General features: G+C 69.3%; 13 protein-coding genes. 11 read left to right on the top strand and 2 right to left on the bottom strand.

What is annotated here, in order from left to right; translation table 11 throughout:
* The first annotated feature begins 104 nt into the window (after positions 1-104).
* The 3 genes from ACIBAG_RS39030 (at position 105) to ACIBAG_RS39020 (ending at position 2,922) form a co-directional block, all read left to right on the top strand.
* Positions 105-467 (top strand): bifunctional 3-phenylpropionate/cinnamic acid dioxygenase ferredoxin subunit, encoded by a 363-nt coding sequence (locus ACIBAG_RS39030; RefSeq protein WP_399112045.1) that lies wholly within the window; start codon positions 105-107, stop codon positions 465-467.
* Complete coding sequence (locus tag ACIBAG_RS39025; RefSeq protein ID WP_399112043.1) at positions 464-1,627, top strand: NAD(P)/FAD-dependent oxidoreductase; 1,164 nt, start codon at positions 464-466, stop codon at positions 1,625-1,627. Before ACIBAG_RS39030 ends, ACIBAG_RS39025 begins: the two co-directional genes overlap by 4 nt.
* Positions 1,628-1,791: 164 nt before the next feature.
* Positions 1,792-2,922: an aromatic ring-hydroxylating dioxygenase subunit alpha gene (locus ACIBAG_RS39020; protein ID WP_399112042.1), complete on the top strand. Its 1,131-nt coding sequence runs from the start codon at positions 1,792-1,794 to the stop codon at positions 2,920-2,922.
* Positions 2,923-2,937: 15 nt separating this feature from the next.
* On the opposite strand, the gene ACIBAG_RS39015 is transcribed toward ACIBAG_RS39020, so the two are convergent.
* Positions 2,938-3,684 (bottom strand): IclR family transcriptional regulator, encoded by a 747-nt coding sequence (locus tag ACIBAG_RS39015; protein ID WP_399112041.1) that lies wholly within the window; start codon positions 3,682-3,684, stop codon positions 2,938-2,940.
* Between the two features lie 202 nt (positions 3,685-3,886).
* On the opposite strand from ACIBAG_RS39015, the gene betA reads away from it, so the two are divergent.
* From betA to ACIBAG_RS39000, 3 genes are read left to right on the top strand one after another with little or no spacing between them, the layout of a single operon-like run.
* Positions 3,887-5,557, top strand: a complete 1,671-nt coding sequence (betA, locus tag ACIBAG_RS39010) for a choline dehydrogenase (protein ID WP_399112040.1) — start codon at positions 3,887-3,889, stop codon at positions 5,555-5,557.
* A gap of 4 nt (positions 5,558-5,561) precedes the next feature.
* Positions 5,562-6,398, top strand: coding sequence for a 5,10-methylenetetrahydrofolate reductase (locus ACIBAG_RS39005; protein ID WP_399112038.1), 837 nt, complete (start codon positions 5,562-5,564; stop codon positions 6,396-6,398).
* Positions 6,399-6,410: 12 nt separating this feature from the next.
* The gene (locus ACIBAG_RS39000; RefSeq protein ID WP_399112037.1) at positions 6,411-7,253 is read left to right on the top strand and encodes an alpha/beta fold hydrolase; all 843 of its coding nucleotides are present in this window, start codon (positions 6,411-6,413) and stop codon (positions 7,251-7,253) included.
* A gap of 74 nt (positions 7,254-7,327) precedes the next feature.
* Here the strand turns inward: ACIBAG_RS39000 and purU are convergent, their stop codons facing one another.
* Positions 7,328-8,200 carry a formyltetrahydrofolate deformylase gene (gene purU / locus ACIBAG_RS38995; protein WP_399112035.1) on the bottom strand — a complete coding sequence of 291 codons (873 nt, stop codon included), beginning with the start codon at positions 8,198-8,200 and terminating at the stop codon, positions 7,328-7,330.
* Between the two features lie 218 nt (positions 8,201-8,418).
* Between purU and ACIBAG_RS38990 the strand changes: the two genes are divergently transcribed.
* The 5 genes from ACIBAG_RS38990 (at position 8,419) to ACIBAG_RS38970 (ending at position 16,605) form a co-directional block, all read left to right on the top strand.
* Complete coding sequence (locus ACIBAG_RS38990; protein WP_399112033.1) at positions 8,419-9,888, top strand: aldehyde dehydrogenase family protein; 1,470 nt, start codon at positions 8,419-8,421, stop codon at positions 9,886-9,888.
* A 20-nt stretch (positions 9,889-9,908) separates the two neighbouring features.
* Positions 9,909-10,994 (top strand): glycine betaine/L-proline ABC transporter ATP-binding protein, encoded by a 1,086-nt coding sequence (locus ACIBAG_RS38985; RefSeq protein WP_399112031.1) that lies wholly within the window; start codon positions 9,909-9,911, stop codon positions 10,992-10,994.
* Positions 10,994-12,994 (top strand): ABC transporter permease, encoded by a 2,001-nt coding sequence (locus ACIBAG_RS38980; RefSeq protein ID WP_399112030.1) that lies wholly within the window; start codon positions 10,994-10,996, stop codon positions 12,992-12,994. The genes ACIBAG_RS38985 and ACIBAG_RS38980 overlap by 1 nt, the downstream gene beginning before the upstream one ends.
* Positions 12,995-13,007: 13 nt before the next feature.
* Positions 13,008-13,985 carry an ABC transporter substrate-binding protein gene (locus tag ACIBAG_RS38975; RefSeq protein WP_399112028.1) on the top strand — a complete coding sequence of 326 codons (978 nt, stop codon included), beginning with the start codon at positions 13,008-13,010 and terminating at the stop codon, positions 13,983-13,985.
* A 181-nt stretch (positions 13,986-14,166) separates the two neighbouring features.
* Positions 14,167-16,605, top strand: coding sequence for an FAD-dependent oxidoreductase (locus ACIBAG_RS38970; protein ID WP_399112026.1), 2,439 nt, complete (start codon positions 14,167-14,169; stop codon positions 16,603-16,605).

Here is a 16,605-nt window from a genome sequence, read left to right as displayed (position 1 = left end):
GAACGGTCCGGAGTGCCCTCTGAATGCCTTGACAAGGCTTCTGGGCGACCCCAGACTGATGTTGCGCTTACCGCAATCCGTTTCGTTATACGCACCGAGGTGTCATGATGATTCCCGCGTGCCGTCTCGAGGATCTCCCCCGAGGCGAGGCCCACCGGCTCGACATCGATCCGCCGGTCTCGGTGTTCCACACCGACGACGGCGAGCTCTTCGCCATCGACGACACGTGCACCCACCAGGACGCGTCGCTCGCCGACGGCTGGCTGGAGGGCTGCGAGGTGGAATGCCCGCTGCATGCTTCGAAGTTCGACCTGAGGACCGGTGCGGTGGACGCCCCGCCGGCCAAGCTTCCGGTCCGGACGCACGAGGTCGTCGTCGAGGACGGGATGATCTACGTCCAGCTGTCCACCGACGCCCCCAACCTGCCGCCCTGCATCTCGGCCCGGCTCGCCGGGGGTCCCGCGTGAGGATCGTCGCCGTGGTCGGCGCCTCACTGGCCGGCCTGTCGGCGGCGCGCTCACTGCGGGGGCAGGGCTACGACGGCCGCCTGGTCGTCATCGGGGACGAGCTTCACCGCCCCTACGACAGGCCCCCGCTGTCCAAGGAGTTCCTCGCCGGCACCCTCGGCGAGGCCGAACTCGCCCTGGAGACCGACGACGAGGACCTCGGGGCGGAATGGCTGCTCGGCGTCCGCGCCACCGGACTCGACCACGCGCGGCGCGTCGTCCGGCTCGGCGACGGACGGGAGGTGCAGGCCGACGGAGTCGTCATCGCGACCGGCGCCGCGGCGCGCGCCCTCCCCGGCTCCGAGGGGCTGGCCGGAGTGCACACCCTGCGCACCCTGGACGACGCCCGCGCCCTGCGCGACGAACTGGCCCGCGGTGGACGGCTGGTGGTGATCGGCGGAGGCTTCATCGGAGCCGAGGTCGCCTCCACCGCGTATGCCCTCGGGCTCGACGTGACCGTCGTCGAAGCGGCCCCGACACCTCTCGCCGGACCACTCGGCGAGACCATGGGCGCCATCGTCTCCGCCCTCCACGCCGACCACGGCGTACGACTGGAATGCGGTGTGGGCGTCAAGGGGCTGAGCGGGGAGACCCGTGTCGATGCCGTCCTGCTGGAGGACGGCCGCGGCATCCCCGCCGACATCGTCGTCGTCGGCGTGGGCGCACGCCCGAACGTCGAGTGGCTGGAAGATTCCGGCATCGCTCTCGACAACGGCGTCAAGTGCGGCGCCGACGGCCGCACCAGCCTGGCCGGTGTGGTCGCGGTCGGCGACTGCGCCAACTGGTACGACCCGCGCGCGGGCCACCATCGCCGCGTCGAGCACTGGACCGGCGCACGCGAGCGGCCCGAGGCCGCGATCGCCACGCTGCTGGCGGGCGGCGCGGTGGAACCGGGTGTGCCCCGGCCGCCGTACTTCTGGTCCGACCAGTACGGCGTGAAGATCCAGTTCGCCGGTCACGCGACCGGCGCGGACAGCGTCACCATCGAGGCCGGCGCCGTGGCCGACCGCGATGTCCTGGCCGTCTACCGGCGAGCCGGAAACCCGGTCGCCGTGCTCGGGATGAACCAGCCGCGGCTGTTCATGCGCTGGCGCAAGCAACTCGCGGCCACGGCATCCTGACACCACCGATTCCTGGTGCCGCCCGCATCTTGACACCGCCTCAGGGGCATCCCATGCTGCGGTTGCATATCGCACGCAGCGTTGCTCCATACACAACGCCGTCCGGAGTCGCTCTTCCCGGCGCGTGACTGACCCCTCCACGACGTTCTCCCGAGGAGTGCACCGTGACCTCGACCAGCCTGCCGGACAGCCTGATCGCCACTCTTCCCGGCTCCTCCTACACGGATCCGGGAACCTTCGCCCAGGAGCAGGAGCGCATATTCGAGACCATGTGGTTCTGCGTTGCGCGCGCCTCCGAGTTGGCGAAGCCCGGTGCCTTCCGCACCGTCGACGTGGGCCGCGAGAGCATCCTCGTCACCCGGGCACGGGACAACGGCATCCGCGCGTACTTCAACGTCTGCCGGCACCGGGGCGCGAAGCTCTGCACGGAGGAGACCGGCGAGGTGAAGCGGGCCTTCCAGTGCCCGTACCACGCCTGGACCTACGACCTGAACGGCAAGCTCGTCGCGGCACCCAACCTCACCAAGATGCCCGACGTGGGCCGCACCGAGTACGGCCTGGTGAGCGTGGCCGTGCGCGAGTGGCTGGGCTATGTGTGGGTCTGCCTCGCGGAGAACCCGCCCTCCTTCGAGGAGGACGTCATCGGTGAGGTCGTCGCCCGCCTCGGCGACGTCGAGTCGATCGAGCGCTACGGCATCGAGAACCTCTCCGTCGGCAAGCGCATCACGTACGACGTGAAGTCCAACTGGAAGCTCATCATCGAGAACTTCATGGAGTGCTACCACTGCGCCACGATCCACCCCGAACTCACGGAGGTGCTCCCGGAGTTCGCGGACGGATACGCCGCCCAGTACTACGTGGGCCACGGCGCGGAGTTCGGCGAGGACGTCCAGGGCTTCACCGTCGACGGCTCAGAGGGCCTGGACCGTATTCCCGGGGTGGCCGAGGACCAGGACCGCCGGTACTACGCGATCACCGTCAAGCCCCAGGTGTTCATCAACCTCGTGCCCGACCACGTCATCTTCCACCGGATGTACCCGGTCTCCGTGGACCGCACGATCGTCGAGTGCGACTGGCTGTATCTGCCGCATGTCGTCGAGACCGGCAAGGACGTCAGCCGGTCCGTGGAACTCTTCCACCGCGTCAACCAGCAGGACTTCGACGCCTGCGAGCGCACGCAGCCCGGAATGAGCTCCCGGATGTACGCCAAGGGTGGCGTGCTGGTGCCCAGCGAGCACCACATCGGCGCGTTCCACGACTGGGTCAACGAGCGCCTGGGCACCGCTCAGGGCTGACCCGTAGGGCGTGGCTCAGCCCAGGTAGCCCATCCGGTGGCTGATCTCCTCGGCGCCCTTGAGGAGCACCGGGGAGAGCTCGTGCAGACGCTCCTCGGTGAACCGGTACCCGGGCCCGGAGGCGCTGAGCGCGGCGATGACCTCACCGTCCCGGTTGCGGACCGGGGCAGCCATGGCGTGCAGGCCGATCTCCAGCTCCTCCAAGGTGAAGGCGTAACCCCGCTCCCGCGCCTCGGCGAGGTTCTTCTCCAGCTTCGTCTTCGCGGTGATGGTGTGCGGAGTGACCTTCTTCATACCGGCGGCGGACAGCAGCGCGGCGCGCTCCTTCGCGGGCATGTGGGCCAGCAGGATCTTGCCGCTCGACGTGGCGTGCAGCGGGGTCAGCTGCCCGACCCAGTTGTGCGCGGTGACCGCGCCCGGGCCGCGCACCTGGTACAGGTTGATCGCGTAGTGCTCCTGCATCACGGCGATGTTGACCGTCTCGCCGATCTCCTCGGCGAGGCGCTCGCAGACCGGACGGCCCTGCTGAGTGATGTCGATACGGCCCGTGACCGCGCCGGCCAGCCGGACGATGCCGAAGCCGAGCCGGTACTTGCCGCGCTCCCCGGCCTGCTCCACCAGGCCGCGCGCCTCCAGGGCGCCGAGCAGCCGGAAGGCGGTGGACTTGTGCACCTCGATCTCGCCCGCCACCTCACTGACGCCCGCCTCGCCACGCTGAGCGAGGATCTCCAGGACGCTGATGGCTCGGTCGACCGACTGCACGCCGCCGGTTTGCGAGTTTGACGTTTCCGTATCAGGGCTGTAGTTGCTCACAGTGAAACTATACGCGTAGTAAACAACGTAACGGCAAGTAACTGGCACGTAATGAAGCCGTCAGAAGTTGCGCGTTTCGCAACCTGGTGCGTATGGCGATACCGGCGCTAGCATGCCTCGCACATCTACGGCGCGAGCGAGACGAGGCACCATGGCTCCTGTGCAGTACGACTTCGTCATCGTCGGCGGCGGATCGGCCGGCAGCGCACTGGCGAACAGACTCTCCGCCGACCCGGTCAACCGGGTCCTGGTCCTGGAGGCGGGCCGCTCGGACTACCCGTGGGACGTCTTCATCCACATGCCCGCGGCGCTGACCTACCCGATCGGCAGCCGGTTCTACGACTGGAAGTACGAGTCCGAGCCCGAGCCCCACATGGGCGGCCGGCGCATCTACCACGCGCGCGGCAAGGTCCTGGGCGGCTCCAGCAGCATCAACGGCATGATCTTCCAGCGCGGCAACCCCATGGACTACGAGCGCTGGGCGGCCGATCCGGGCATGGAGACCTGGGACTACGCACACTGTCTGCCGTACTTCCGGCGGATGGAGAACTGTCTGGCGGCCGACCCGGACGACGAGTTCCGCGGTCACGACGGTCCCCTCGTCCTCGAGCGCGGCCCGGCGACCAACCCCCTCTTCGACGCCTTCCTCAAGGCCACCCAGGAAGCCGGCTACGCGCCCACGGACGACGTCAACGGCTACCGACAGGAAGGTTTCGCCAAGTTCGACCGGAATGTTCATCGCGGACGTCGGCTGTCGGCCTCGAAGGCGTACCTCAAGCCCGCGATGAAGCGGCCGAACCTCACCGTCAAGACCCGTGCTCTCGTCACACGCGTCCTCTTCGAGGGCAAGCGCGCCGTCGGCGTCGAGTTCCAGCGCGGCCGGGGCGCCCTCCAGCAGGTCCGCGCCGGGGAGGTCATCCTCTGCGGCGGCGCCATCAACTCCCCGCAGCTGCTCCAGCTCTCCGGCGTCGGCAACGCCGCCGAGCTGGCCGCCCTCGGCATCGAGGTGGTCCACGACCTCCCGGGCGTCGGCGAGAACATGCAGGACCACCTGGAGGTGTACATCCAGTACGCCTGCAAGCAACCCGTCTCCATGCAGCCGTACCTGGCGAAGTGGCGGGCACCCTTCATCGGTCTGCAGTGGCTGTTCAGGAAGGGCCCGGCCGCGACCAACCACTTCGAGGCCGGTGGCTTCGCCCGCAGCAACGAGGACGTGGACTACCCCAACCTGATGTTCCACTTCCTGCCGATCGCGGTCCGCTACGACGGCTCCGTGCCCGCCGGCGGCCATGGCTACCAGGTGCACGTCGGACCCATGTACTCCGACGCCATCGGCTCCGTGAAGATCAAGAGCAGGGACCCGCGCGAACACCCGGCACTGCGCTTCAACTACCTCTCCACCGAGCAGGACCGCCGCGAGTGGGTCGAGGCGATCAGGGTGGCCCGCAAGCTGCTCAACCAGCCCGCGCTCGCCCCCTACAACGACGGGGAGATCTCGCCCGGGCCGTCGGTGGAGACCGACGAGGAGATCCTCGCCTGGGTGGCCAAGGACGGCGAGACCGCCCTGCACCCGTCCTGCACCTGCAAGATGGGCACCGACGAGATGTCCGTGGTCGACCCCGCCAGCATGCGGGTGCACGGCGTCGAGGGCCTGCGCGTGGTGGACGCCTCCGTCATGCCGTACGTCACCAACGGCAACATCTACGCCCCGGTGATGATGGTCGCGGAGAAGGCCGCCGACCTGATCCTCGGCAAGGAGCCGCTCGCGCCGTCGAAGGCCGCGTACTACCGCCACCGTGACGTCCAGAAGCAGGCGGAGTAGGACATTGGGCACCGCAGGGCTCCGGGCGCTGCTGAACAGCGTCCGCTACGAGGTGCTGCCCGCGAAGGCGACCGAGGACAAGGTCCTCGCCCATGTCCCGCGCGACGTCGTCGTCACCGTGACGGCGTCGCCGGTCAAGGGCCTGGAACCGACCCTCGACCTCGCCGGCCGGCTCGCCGCGCACGGCTACCGGGTCGTCCCGCACGTGCCGGCGCGGCTGCTGCGGGACGACGCGCACCTGAAGGAGGTGGTCGACCGGCTGCGCGAGGCGGGCGTGGAGGACGTCTTCGTCCCGGCCGGCGACGCCGACCCGCCCGCCGGGGGCTACGACGGGGCACTGCCGGTGCTGCGCAGGCTGAGCGAGCTGGGCAGCCCCTTCGCCCGCGTCGGCGTCACCGGCTACCCCGAGAGCCATCCGCTCATCCACGACGACGTCACCATCCAGGCGATGTGGGACAAGCGCGAGCACGCCACGTACATCGTGAGCAACCTGTGCTTCGACCCACGGGTGCTGGGGGACTGGATCGCCCGTATACGACGCCGGGACGTCACGCTGCCGCTGTACGTGGGGGTCGCCGGGCCCGTGCAACGGGCGAAGCTGCTCGCCATGGCGACGAAGATCGGGGTGGGGGAGTCGACGCGCTTCCTGACGAAACACGCCTCGTGGTTCGTGCGTTTCGCGGCGCCCGGAGGGTATGCCCCCGAGCGACTGCTGACCCGCACGCAGGAGGCCCTTACGGCCCCCTCGGCGGGGGTGGCCGGTCTGCACCTGTTCACGTTCAACCAGATCGCCGAGACGGAGCGGTGGCGCCGCGCGCTGCTGGACCGGTTGGGCGGCTGACCCGGGAGAAGGATGGCAACGGACATCGACTGGAAGCTGACCCGAACCTTCAACAGCTCATCAGGTGACGTCCGTTGGGACCGGCTGGGGCAGCCCGGCCGGCCGCCGGTCGTCCTGCTGCACGGCACGCCCTTCTCGTCGTACGTCTGGCGCGCCGTCGCCCGCTCGCTCGCCCGCCACCACCAGGTGTTCGTGTGGGACATGCCCGGCTACGGCACCTCCGAGAAGACCGCCGGACAGGATGTCTCCCTGGCCGCCCAGGGCCGTGTCTTCACCGAACTCCTGAGCCACTGGGGCCTTGCGGAACCGCACGTGGTCGCCCACGACTTCGGCGGCGCCGTCGCCCTGCGGGCACAGTTGCTGCACGGGGCCCGGTATCGGTGCCTCGCCCTGGTGGACCCGGTCGCACTGGCACCGTGGGGCTCGCCGTTCTTCCGGCTGGTCCGCGAGCACGCCGATGTCTTCGAGCGGTTGCCGCCCGCGCTGCACGCGGCGCTGGTGCGTGAGTACGTCACGTCCGCCAGCAGCCCCGGCCTGCACCCCGCGGTCCTCGACCGGCTCGTCGACCCCTGGCTGGACGGGCCCGGCCAGGCCGCCTTCTACCGCCAGATCGCCCAGGCCGACCAGCGCTACACCGACGAGATCCAGGGCCGGTACGGCGAGATCGGCGTCCCCACCCTCGTCTGCTGGGGCGAGGACGACACCTGGATCCCGGTGGCGAAGGGCCGCGAGCTGGCCGCTCTCGTCCCCGGCGCGCGCTTCGAACCGATCGCAGGCGCGGGCCACCTCGTCCAGGAGGACGCCCCCGCGGAACTCACGGCGGCACTCATCGCCTTCCTTCAGCGGCCGCTGTGACCGGTGGCGGCGCGCTCGGGGTCGTATACGAAAAGGGCGGGACCGGAACCCGGTCCCGCCCCCTGTGGGTGCGCTCAGCGGAAGACCACCGTGCGGTTGCCGTCCACCATCACGCGGCTCTCGCTGTGCCACTTCACCGCGTGCGCGAGCACCTGTGCCTCCACGTCCCGCCCGACCGTGACCAACTCGCCCGGGTCGAGCGAGTGGTCCACCCGGACCACGTCCTGCTCGATGATCTGGCCCTCGTCCAGGTCCGGCGTCACATAGTGCGCCGTCGCGCCGACGAGCTTCACCCCGCGCTGGTAGGCCTGGTCGTAGGGGCGCGCGCCCTTGAAGCTGGGGAGGAAGGAGTGGTGGATGTTGATGGCGCGGCCCTCCAGCTGCTTGCACAGGTCGTCGGAGAGGATCTGCATGTAGCGGGCCAGTACCACCAGGTCGATGTTCAGGTCGCGCACCAGCTCCAGCAGGCGCGCCTCGGCCTCCGGCTTGGTGTCCTTGGTCACCGGGATGTGGTGGAAGGGGACGCCGTAGGTCTCCGCGAGCCCCTCGAAGTCCCGGTGGTTGGAGACGATCGCCGGGATCTCGATGTTGAGGGCGCCGGTGCGTCGGCGGAAGAGCAGGTCGTTCAGGCAGTGGCCGAACCTGGACACCATGATCAGCGTCCGGGTCGGCGTGGCCGCTTCGCTCAGGGTCCAGGAGATGCCGTAGGCCTGGGCCACCGGACCGAACCGGTAACGCAGACTTTCCAGTTCGACGTCCGGATCGGAGACGTCGAAGTGGACCCGCATGAAGAAACGACCTTGGAGTCGGTCGTCGAACTGCTGGCTTTCCAGGATGTTTCCGGAGTTCCTGACGAGAAAGCCGCTCACGGCGTGAACCAGTCCCGCGCTGTCGGGACAGGAGAGGGTCAGGACGTACTCACGGCCAGGGCGGGGTCGGGGGGACATGGGCGGCCTCCGTCGGTGCGTAATGCACAACATGGTGAGCGATACGCAACATGGTCGGCTCGGTGCGGCTTGCGGTCAAGGGCGGGCGGGTAAAGGGGCGCATGGCTAAATCGTCATCCGCCAACCCCTTGACGCCGGTCTGTCCATTCGACACTGTGTTCCACCACAAGCAATCGGGTGCACGATGCGCAACGAATTTCCATTGAAAGGCTCGTCGCGTGGCAGACCTGTATGTGGATGGCGAATGGCGGGATCCGGTCGCCGGTGGGCACCGGGAGATCCGCTGTCCCGCCGACGGCACGCTCGCGGCGACCGTAGCGGAGGCGACACGCCCCGACACCGAGGCCGCGATCGCCGCTGCCCGCCGCGCCTTCGACGCCGGGCACTGGCCCGACACTCCCGAGCGTGAGCGCGGCGCGCTGCTGCTGCGCACCGCCGACATCCTCGAGCGCGACGCCAAGACATTCGCCCGCGCCGAGTCCCTGGACACCGGCAAGCGGCTGGTGGAGAGCGAGTACGACATCGCCGACGTCGTCTCCTGCTTCCGCTACTACGGCGGCCTCGCGGGAACGGACGCCGGGCGCGCGATCGACACGGGCCGTGACGACGCCGTGAGTCGTGTCGTGTATGAGCCGGTCGGTGTGTGCGGGCTCATCACGCCCTGGAACTACCCCCTGCTGCAAGCCAGTTGGAAGGTCGCCCCGGCGCTGCTCGCCGGCAACACGATCGTCCTCAAGCCCAGCGAGCTCACCCCCTCCACCTCCATCCTGCTGATGAAGGCGCTGGAGGAGGCGGGGATCCCGGCGGGCGTGGCGAACCTCGTCCTGGGCACCGGGCCCGAGGTGGGCGCACCGCTGTCCGAGGACCCGGCCGTGGACATGGTCTCCTTCACCGGGGGCCTGGAGACCGGCAAGCGGATCATGGCCACCGCCGCCGCGACCGTGAAGAAGGTCGCGCTGGAGCTCGGCGGCAAGAACCCCAACGTCGTCTTCGCCGACGCCGACTTCGAGACGGCCGTGGACTTCGCCCTCACGGCCGTCTTCCTGCACTCGGGGCAGGTCTGCTCGGCCGGCGCCCGGCTGATCGTCGAGGACTCCCTGCACGACCGCTTCGTCGACGAGGTCGTCCGCCGGGCCCGGCAGATCCGGCTCGGCGGGCCCTTCGACGCCGACGCCGAGACGGGTGCGCTGATCTCCGCACAGCACCTGGAGAAGGTCGAGGCGTACGTCGCGGCCGGCCTCGCCGAGGGCGCCGTACTGCGCTGCGGGGGCGCCCGGCCCGACGACCCCGCGCTGGCGAACGGCCACTTCTACCCGCCCACCGTGCTCGACGAGTGCCGGCAGGACATGCGCGTGGTGCACGAGGAGTCCTTCGGGCCCGTGCTGACCGTGGAGCGCTTCACCGGCGAGGACGACGCCGTACGCATCGCCAACGACACCGAGTACGGACTCGCCGGCGCCGTGTGGACGCAGGACGCGGGGAAGGCCCAGCGGGTCGCCCGGCGGCTGCGGCACGGCACGGTCTGGATCAACGACTACCACCCCTATGTGCCGCAAGCGGAATGGGGTGGCTTCGGGCACTCGGGCGTGGGCCGGGAGCTGGGACCGACCGGCTTGAACGAGTACCGAGAGCCCAAGCACATCTGGCAGAACATCCAACCCCGGCCGCAGCACTGGTTCCGCGGCTGAACGCCGAAAGAAGGTCGAACGTGACCACACAGACCGAGGTGCCGCAGCGGCGCGGCACGCCCCAGGACTCGGGCTCCACCCCGGTCATCTCCGTGCGCAGGCTGTGGAAGGTGTTCGGGCCGAAGGCCGACCAGGTGCCGGACTCCGAGGAGCTGTGCGGCCTCACCCGCCGCGAGCTCATGGACCGCACCGGCTGCACCGCCGCCGTACGCGACGTCCACTTCGACGTCTCGCCGGGCGAGGTCTTCGTCGTCATGGGCCTGTCCGGCTCCGGGAAGTCCACGCTGGTGCGATGTCTGACCCGGCTGATCGAACCCACCGCCGGTGAGGTCGTCTTCGAGGGCGAGGACATCCGCCAGGCCGACGCGGGGCGCCTGCGCGACCTGCGCCGCCGCAAGTTCTCCATGGTCTTCCAGCACTTCGGTCTGCTGCCCCACCGCCGCGTCGTCGACAACGTGGCGTTCGGTCTGGAGATCCGGGGCATGGGCAGGGCCGAGCGCGTCAGGCGGGCCCAGGAGGTCGTCGAGCTGGTCGGCCTCGCGGGTTACGAGAACTCCTACCCCGACCAGTTGTCTGGCGGTATGCAGCAGCGTGTGGGCCTCGCCCGGGCGCTGGCGGGCGACCCGGACGTGCTCTTCTTCGACGAGCCGTTCTCGGCGCTCGACCCGTTGATCCGCCGTGACATGCAGAACGAGGTCATCCGCCTGCACCACGAGGTCGGCAAGACGATGGTGTTCATCACCCACGACCTCTCCGAGGCCCTCAAGCTGGGCGACCGCATCCTGATCATGCGGGACGGCAAGATGGTCCAGTGCGGCACCGGCGACGAGCTCGTCGGCGCCCCGGCGGACGACTACGTCCGCGAGTTCGTCAAGGACGTCCCGCGCGGCGACGTGCTCACGCTGCGCTGGATCATGCGCCCGGCGGAGGACGGCGACGCCCTGGACGGCCCCGAGCTGGGCCCGGACGTCGTCGTGAAGGAGGCCACCCGGGCGGTGCTCGCGGCCGACAAGCCGGTCAAGGTCGTCGAGGACGGCAAGCTGCTGGGCATCGTCGGCGACGAGGAGATCCTCGCGGTGGTCGCCGGGCAGGAAGGCGGCGCGTGATGACCGTCGCCGTGGAGAAACCCGAGAAGACATCCACAGCCGAGCCGCCCGCGCCGGTCGAAGAGGCACGCAAGATCAGCCGGCCCATGATGGTCGGCGCCGTCCTGGTCGTCTGGCTGGTGCTGTTCCTGGTGCTGCGCGGCAAGCAGACGCTCGCCCTGGCGGCGGCCGACCTGACCGATCTGCACCGGTGGTTCAACGACGTCAACGACTCGATCGGCGCGAACCACAGCTCCAACCCGCTCTTCCTCTACTTCTTCAACGAGATCCGCCTGGTCATCGACACTCTGGTGACCTTCGTCCAGGAGCTGATCTCCCAGCCGTCCGTCGACCGGCCCGTCCCGCAGATCGGCTGGCTCGGTGTCGTCGGCATCGCCGGCTATGTCTCCTGGGCCGTGGGCAACTGGCGGGTCGCGCTGCTCGCGGTGGCCGGCTTCACCTTCCTGGGCCTGCAGGGTCTGTGGCAGGAGAGCATGGACACCCTGGCGCTCACCGTCTCGGCCGTCTTCGTCGCGCTGCTGTTCGCGATCCCGCTGGGTGTGTGGGCGGGGCTGTCCGACCGGTTCAACCGGATCATCACGCCCTTCCTGGACTTCATGCAGACGATGCCGACCTTCGTCTACCTGGCCCCGCTGACCCTGTTCTTCCTGATCGGCCCGGCCTCCGCAACCATCGCCACCGTGATCTACGCGGCCCCGCCCGCGATCCGCATCACCGCGCACGCGATCCGTACCGTGCCGGCGACGACGGTGGAGGCGGCCGACTCACTGGGGGCGACACGACGGCAGGCCCTGCTGAAGGTCCTGCTGCCGATGTCCAAGCGGACCGTGGTGATGGGGGTCAACCAGACCATCATGGCCGCCCTGGCCATGGTGACCATCGCCGCCCTGATCGACGCGCCCGGACTCGGCAAGACCGTCATGCAGGCACTGGAGTCGCTCGATGTCGGCACGGCCTTCAACGCGGGCCTGGCCATCGTCGTCCTGGCCATCGTGCTGGACCGGGTCACCACCGCGGCGAGCGCACGCGAGGAGGCGGCCCGGCGTTCGAAGAACCGCTTCCTGACCTGGCGGCGCCCGCTGCTCGGCGCGGGGGCGGCGGTCACCGCCGTTCTGATCTACCTGTCGCACACCTACATCTGGGCGGCGGAGTTCCCCGGCGAGGGAGGCACCGGCAGTGCCATCTCCAAGGGCGCGGACACCGTGACCACCTGGGCGCAGGACAACCTGTCGGGCCTCACCAACGCCTTCCGGGACGCCATCACCAACGGCCTGCTCAACCCGTTCCAGACCCTGCTCACCGACTCCCCCTGGTGGCTCGTCGGCGCGGCTCTGATCGCGCTCGGCGTCGTCCTCGGCGGCGTGCGCGCCGGCATCACCACAACGGTGTGCGTGGGCCTGCTGGTCGCCACCGGCGTGTGGTCGGACAGCATGACGACGCTGGCGTCGACCGTCGTCGCCACGGTGCTGGTGATGCTGCTCGGCGTCGTCTTCGGCGTGTGGATGGGACGCAGCGCGCTGGTGGACCGGATGCTGCGGCCCAGCCTGGACGCGGCACAGGTCATGCCGCCGTTCGTCTATCTCGTGCCGTTCCTCGCGCTGTTCGGCGCGACCCGCTTCACGGCGATCGTCGCCGCCGTCGTCTACGCGGCCCCCGTCGCCATGAAGATCATCGCGGACGGGGTGCGGAACGTGCCCGCGACGACCGTGGAGGCGGCCACCTCCGCCGGGTGCAACACCTGGCAGATCATCACCAAGGTCCAACTGCCGATGGCACGCGGCGCCCTGACCCTCGCGACCAACCAGGGCCTGATCTACGTGCTGTCGATGGTTGTGGTGGGCGGCCTGGTTGGCGCGGGCGCCCTCGGCTACGACGTCGTGGCCGGCTTCTCGCAGGGGCAGTTGTTCGGGAAGGGGCTCGCCGCGGGGCTCGCCATCGTCCTTCTCGGAGTCATGTTCGACCGGATCACTCAGGCAGCGGCGCGGCGTACCAGCGCGTAAGGAGCAACTGACCATGGCAAGGCAAGCAAGACACTGGAGAGTCGGCGCGGCCGGCATAGCGGTCCTCGGCCTCACCCTCACCGCCTGCGGCGGTGCGAAGGTCGGTGACGACTCCTCGGACGCCGGCGGTTCGGGCAGCTCCGGCAAGTGCGGCACCTTCAACCTCGCGGTCAACCCGTGGGTGGGCTACGAGGCCAACGCGGCGGTCATCGCGTACGTCGCGGAGAAGGACCTCGGCTGCAAGGTCACCAAGAAGGACCTGAAGGAAGAGATCGCCTGGCAGGGCTTCGGGACGGGCGAGGTCGACGCCGTCGTCGAGAACTGGGGTCACGACGACCTGAAGAAGAAGTACATCACCGACCAGAAGACGGCCGTCGACGCCGGCCCGACCGGCAACGAAGGCCTCATCGGCTGGTACGTGCCGCCGTGGCTGGCCAAGGAGCACCCCGACATCCTCGACTGGAACAACCTCAACAAGTACGCGGCCGAGTTCAAGACCTCCGAGTCCGGCGGCAAGGGTCAACTCCTCGACGGCGACCCGTCGTTCGTGACGAACGACGAAGCCCTGGTGAAGAACCTCAAGCTGGACTACAAGGTCGTCTACGCGGGCAGTGAGACCGCCCTCATCCAGGCCTTCCGCAAGGCGGAGAAGGACAAGGAGTGGGTGATCGGCTACTTCTACGAGCCGCAGTGGTTCATGTCCGAGGTGCCGCTGGAGAAGGTCAAGCTGCCCGAGTACAAGACGGGCTGCGACGCCGATGCCGAGAAGGTCGCCTGCGACTATCCCGTGTACAAGCTGGACAAGATCGTCAGCAAGAAGTTCGCCGAGTCGGGCAGTCCGGCCTATGACCTGGTGAAGAACTTCACCTGGACCAACGACGACCAGAACGCCGTGGCGAAGTACATCGCGGTGGACAAGATGACCCCCGAGGCCGCGGCCGAGAAGTGGGTCGAGGCCAACCGCGACAAGGTGGATGCCTGGATCAAGTAGGCCCGTCACGGATGCCCGGTGGGTGGTGCGCACGGACGCGCGCCACCCACCGGGCATTGCCGTTTTCCGCGCCGTTCTCCGAGGTCACCGGACCTCTTGACACCCACCTGCACGGCAGGCACATTGAGTTGCGCAACCTGAATCACGTTGCGCAGAAAGCAACTCAACCGGAGGTGCGGCGATGGCGGGACCGCGTGTGGTCATCATCGGAGCGGGAGTCGTCGGCGCGGCGCTCGCGGACGAGATCTCGGCGCGGGGCTGGACCGAGGTGACCGTGGTCGACCAGGGGCCGCTCCCGGCCACCGGAGGCTCGTCCTCGCACGCCCCCGGCCTGGTCTTCCAGACCAACTCCTCGAAGACCATGACCGAGCTGGCCCGCTACACCGTCGAGAAGTTCTGCTCCCTCGACGTCGACGGCAAGCCCTGCTTCCTCCAGGTCGGCGGCCTCGAAGTGGCGACCACGCCGGAGCGCCTCGCGGAACTGCACCGCCGCCACGGCTGGATCACCGCCTGGGGCATCGAGTCCCGGATCCTGACCGCCGACGAGTGCGTCGAACAGCACCCGCTGGTCGACCGGGACAAGGTCCTCGGCGGCCTCCTCGTCCCGACCGACGGCCTCGCCAAGGCCGTCCTCGCCGTCGAGGCCCAGATCCGCCGGGCCACCGAGCGCGGGGTACGCTTCCTGGCCCGCCACGAGGTCCTCGACGTGCTCCAGGCCGACGGCGAGGTGACGGGCGTCCGCACCGACCAGGGCGATCTGGAAGCAGACATCGTCGTGTGCTGCGCCGGCATCTGGGGCCCGAAGATCGCCCGCATGGCCGGCATGAACCTCCCGCTGACCCCGCTGGCCCACCAGCTCGCCTGGACCGGCCCGATACCGGCGCTCGCCGGCCAGACCGAGGAAGCGGTCCGCCCGATCCTGCGCCACCAGGACGCCGACCTCTACTACCGCGACCGCTTCGACGGCATCGGCATCGGCTACTACGGCCACCGCCCGATGCCGATCTCCGCCGACGACATCCTCTCCGTGGACGAGGCCGACGAGATGCCCTCGGTCCTGAAGTTCACCGAGGAGGACTTCGAGGACGCCTGGACGGAGACCCGGTCCCTCCTCCCCGCGACCAAGGAGGCGAAGGTCGAGGAGGGCATCAACGGCCTGTTCTCCTTCACCACCGACAACTTCCCGCTGCTCGGCGAGTCCCCGGACGTCAAGGGCTTCTGGGTCGCCGAGGCCGTGTGGGTCACCCACTCCGCGGGCGTAGGCCGGGCCATGGCCGAATGGCTGGTCGACGGGCACTGCTCGTCCTTCGACCTGCACGAGTGCGACGTCAACCGCTTCGAGCCGCACCAGCTGTCCCCGGAGTACGTCCTGGCCCGCGACTGCCAGAACTTCGTCGAGGTCTACGACATCCTCCACCCCCTCCAGCCGTCCGGCGACCCGCGCCCGATCCGCACCAGCCCCTTCCACGCCCGCCAGCAGGAGCACGGCGCCTTCTTCCTGGAGGCGAACGGCTGGGAGCGCCCGCAGTGGTACGAGGCCAACGCGAAGCTCGTCGAGGGCCGTTCCATCCCCACCCCCAACGACTGGGCCGCCCAGTTCTGGTCGCCCATCGTCGGCGCCGAGGCCCAGGTCACCCGCGAGACGGTCGCGATGTACGACATGACGGCCCTCAAGCGCCTGGAGGTGAGCGGCCCCGGCTCCGCCGAGTTCCTGGAGCGGCTGTGCACCGGCAAGGTCGCCAAGTCCGTCGGCTCGGTCACCTACACCCTGCTCCTCGACCACGACGGCGGCATCCGCAGCGACATCACCGTCGCCCGGCTCGCCCGCGACCTCTTCCAGGTCGGCGCCAACGGCAACCTCGACCTCGACTGGTTCAGCCGCCACCTCCCCGCCGACGGCACGGTCCAGGTCCGCGACATCACGCCGGGTACCTGCTGCATCGGCCTGTGGGGCCCGCTGGCCCGCAAGGTCCTCCAGCCGCTGACGGACGAGGACTTCTCCAACGACGGCCTGAAGTACTTCCGCGCCAAGCGCGCCTACATCGGCAGCGTCCCCGTGACCGCGATGCGCCTGAGTTACGTCGGCGAACTCGGCTGGGAGCTGTACACCACCGCCGACCAGGGCCAGAAGCTGTGGGACATCCTGTGGCAGGCGGCGGGGCCCCTCGGCGGTGTCATCGCCGGCCGCGGCGCCTTCAACAGCCTCCGCCTGGAGAAGGGTTACCGCTCCTTCGGCACCGACATGACCTACGAGCACGACCCCTACGAGGCGGGCGTCGGCTTCGCCGTCAAGCTCGACAAGGGCGACTTCATCGGCAAGCAGGCGCTGGAACGCCGTAAGGCCGACGTCCGGCGCAAGCTGACCTGCCTCACCATCGACGACCCGCACTCGGTCGTCCTCGGCAAGGAGCCGGTGTACGACGGCGACCAGGCGGTCGGCTATGTCACCAGCGCCGCCTACGGCTACACCATCGGCAAGGGCATCGCCTACGCCTGGCTCCCGGCCGAGCTCACCACCCCCGGCACACCCGTGCGGATCGGCTACTTCGACCAGCGCGTCGAGGCGGTCGTCGCCGAGGAGCCCCTCTTCGACCCCACCATGTCCCGCCTCCGTGGCTGA

Source organism: Streptomyces sp. NPDC051243 (assembly GCF_044455405.1).
Lineage (GTDB): Bacteria > Actinomycetota > Actinomycetes > Streptomycetales > Streptomycetaceae > Streptomyces.
Note: the sequence above shows the minus strand (reverse complement) of the source record. Positions and strands in the feature narration are given on the sequence as shown.

Excerpts from the sequence above, each read along its gene's own strand:
- ACIBAG_RS39030 (WP_399112045.1), top strand. The coding sequence starts at position 105 with ATGATGATTCCCGCGTGCCGTCTCGAGGATCTCCCCCGAGGCGAGGCC.
- betA (WP_399112040.1), top strand. The coding sequence starts at position 3,887 with ATGGCTCCTGTGCAGTACGACTTCGTCATCGTCGGCGGCGGATCGGCC.
- ACIBAG_RS39000 (WP_399112037.1), top strand. The coding sequence starts at position 6,411 with ATGGCAACGGACATCGACTGGAAGCTGACCCGAACCTTCAACAGCTCA.
- purU (WP_399112035.1), bottom strand. The coding sequence starts at position 8,200 with ATGTCCCCCCGACCCCGCCCTGGCCGTGAGTACGTCCTGACCCTCTCC.
- ACIBAG_RS38980 (WP_399112030.1), top strand. The coding sequence starts at position 10,994 with ATGACCGTCGCCGTGGAGAAACCCGAGAAGACATCCACAGCCGAGCCG.
- ACIBAG_RS38975 (WP_399112028.1), top strand. The coding sequence starts at position 13,008 with ATGGCAAGGCAAGCAAGACACTGGAGAGTCGGCGCGGCCGGCATAGCG.
- ACIBAG_RS38970 (WP_399112026.1), top strand. The coding sequence starts at position 14,167 with ATGGCGGGACCGCGTGTGGTCATCATCGGAGCGGGAGTCGTCGGCGCG.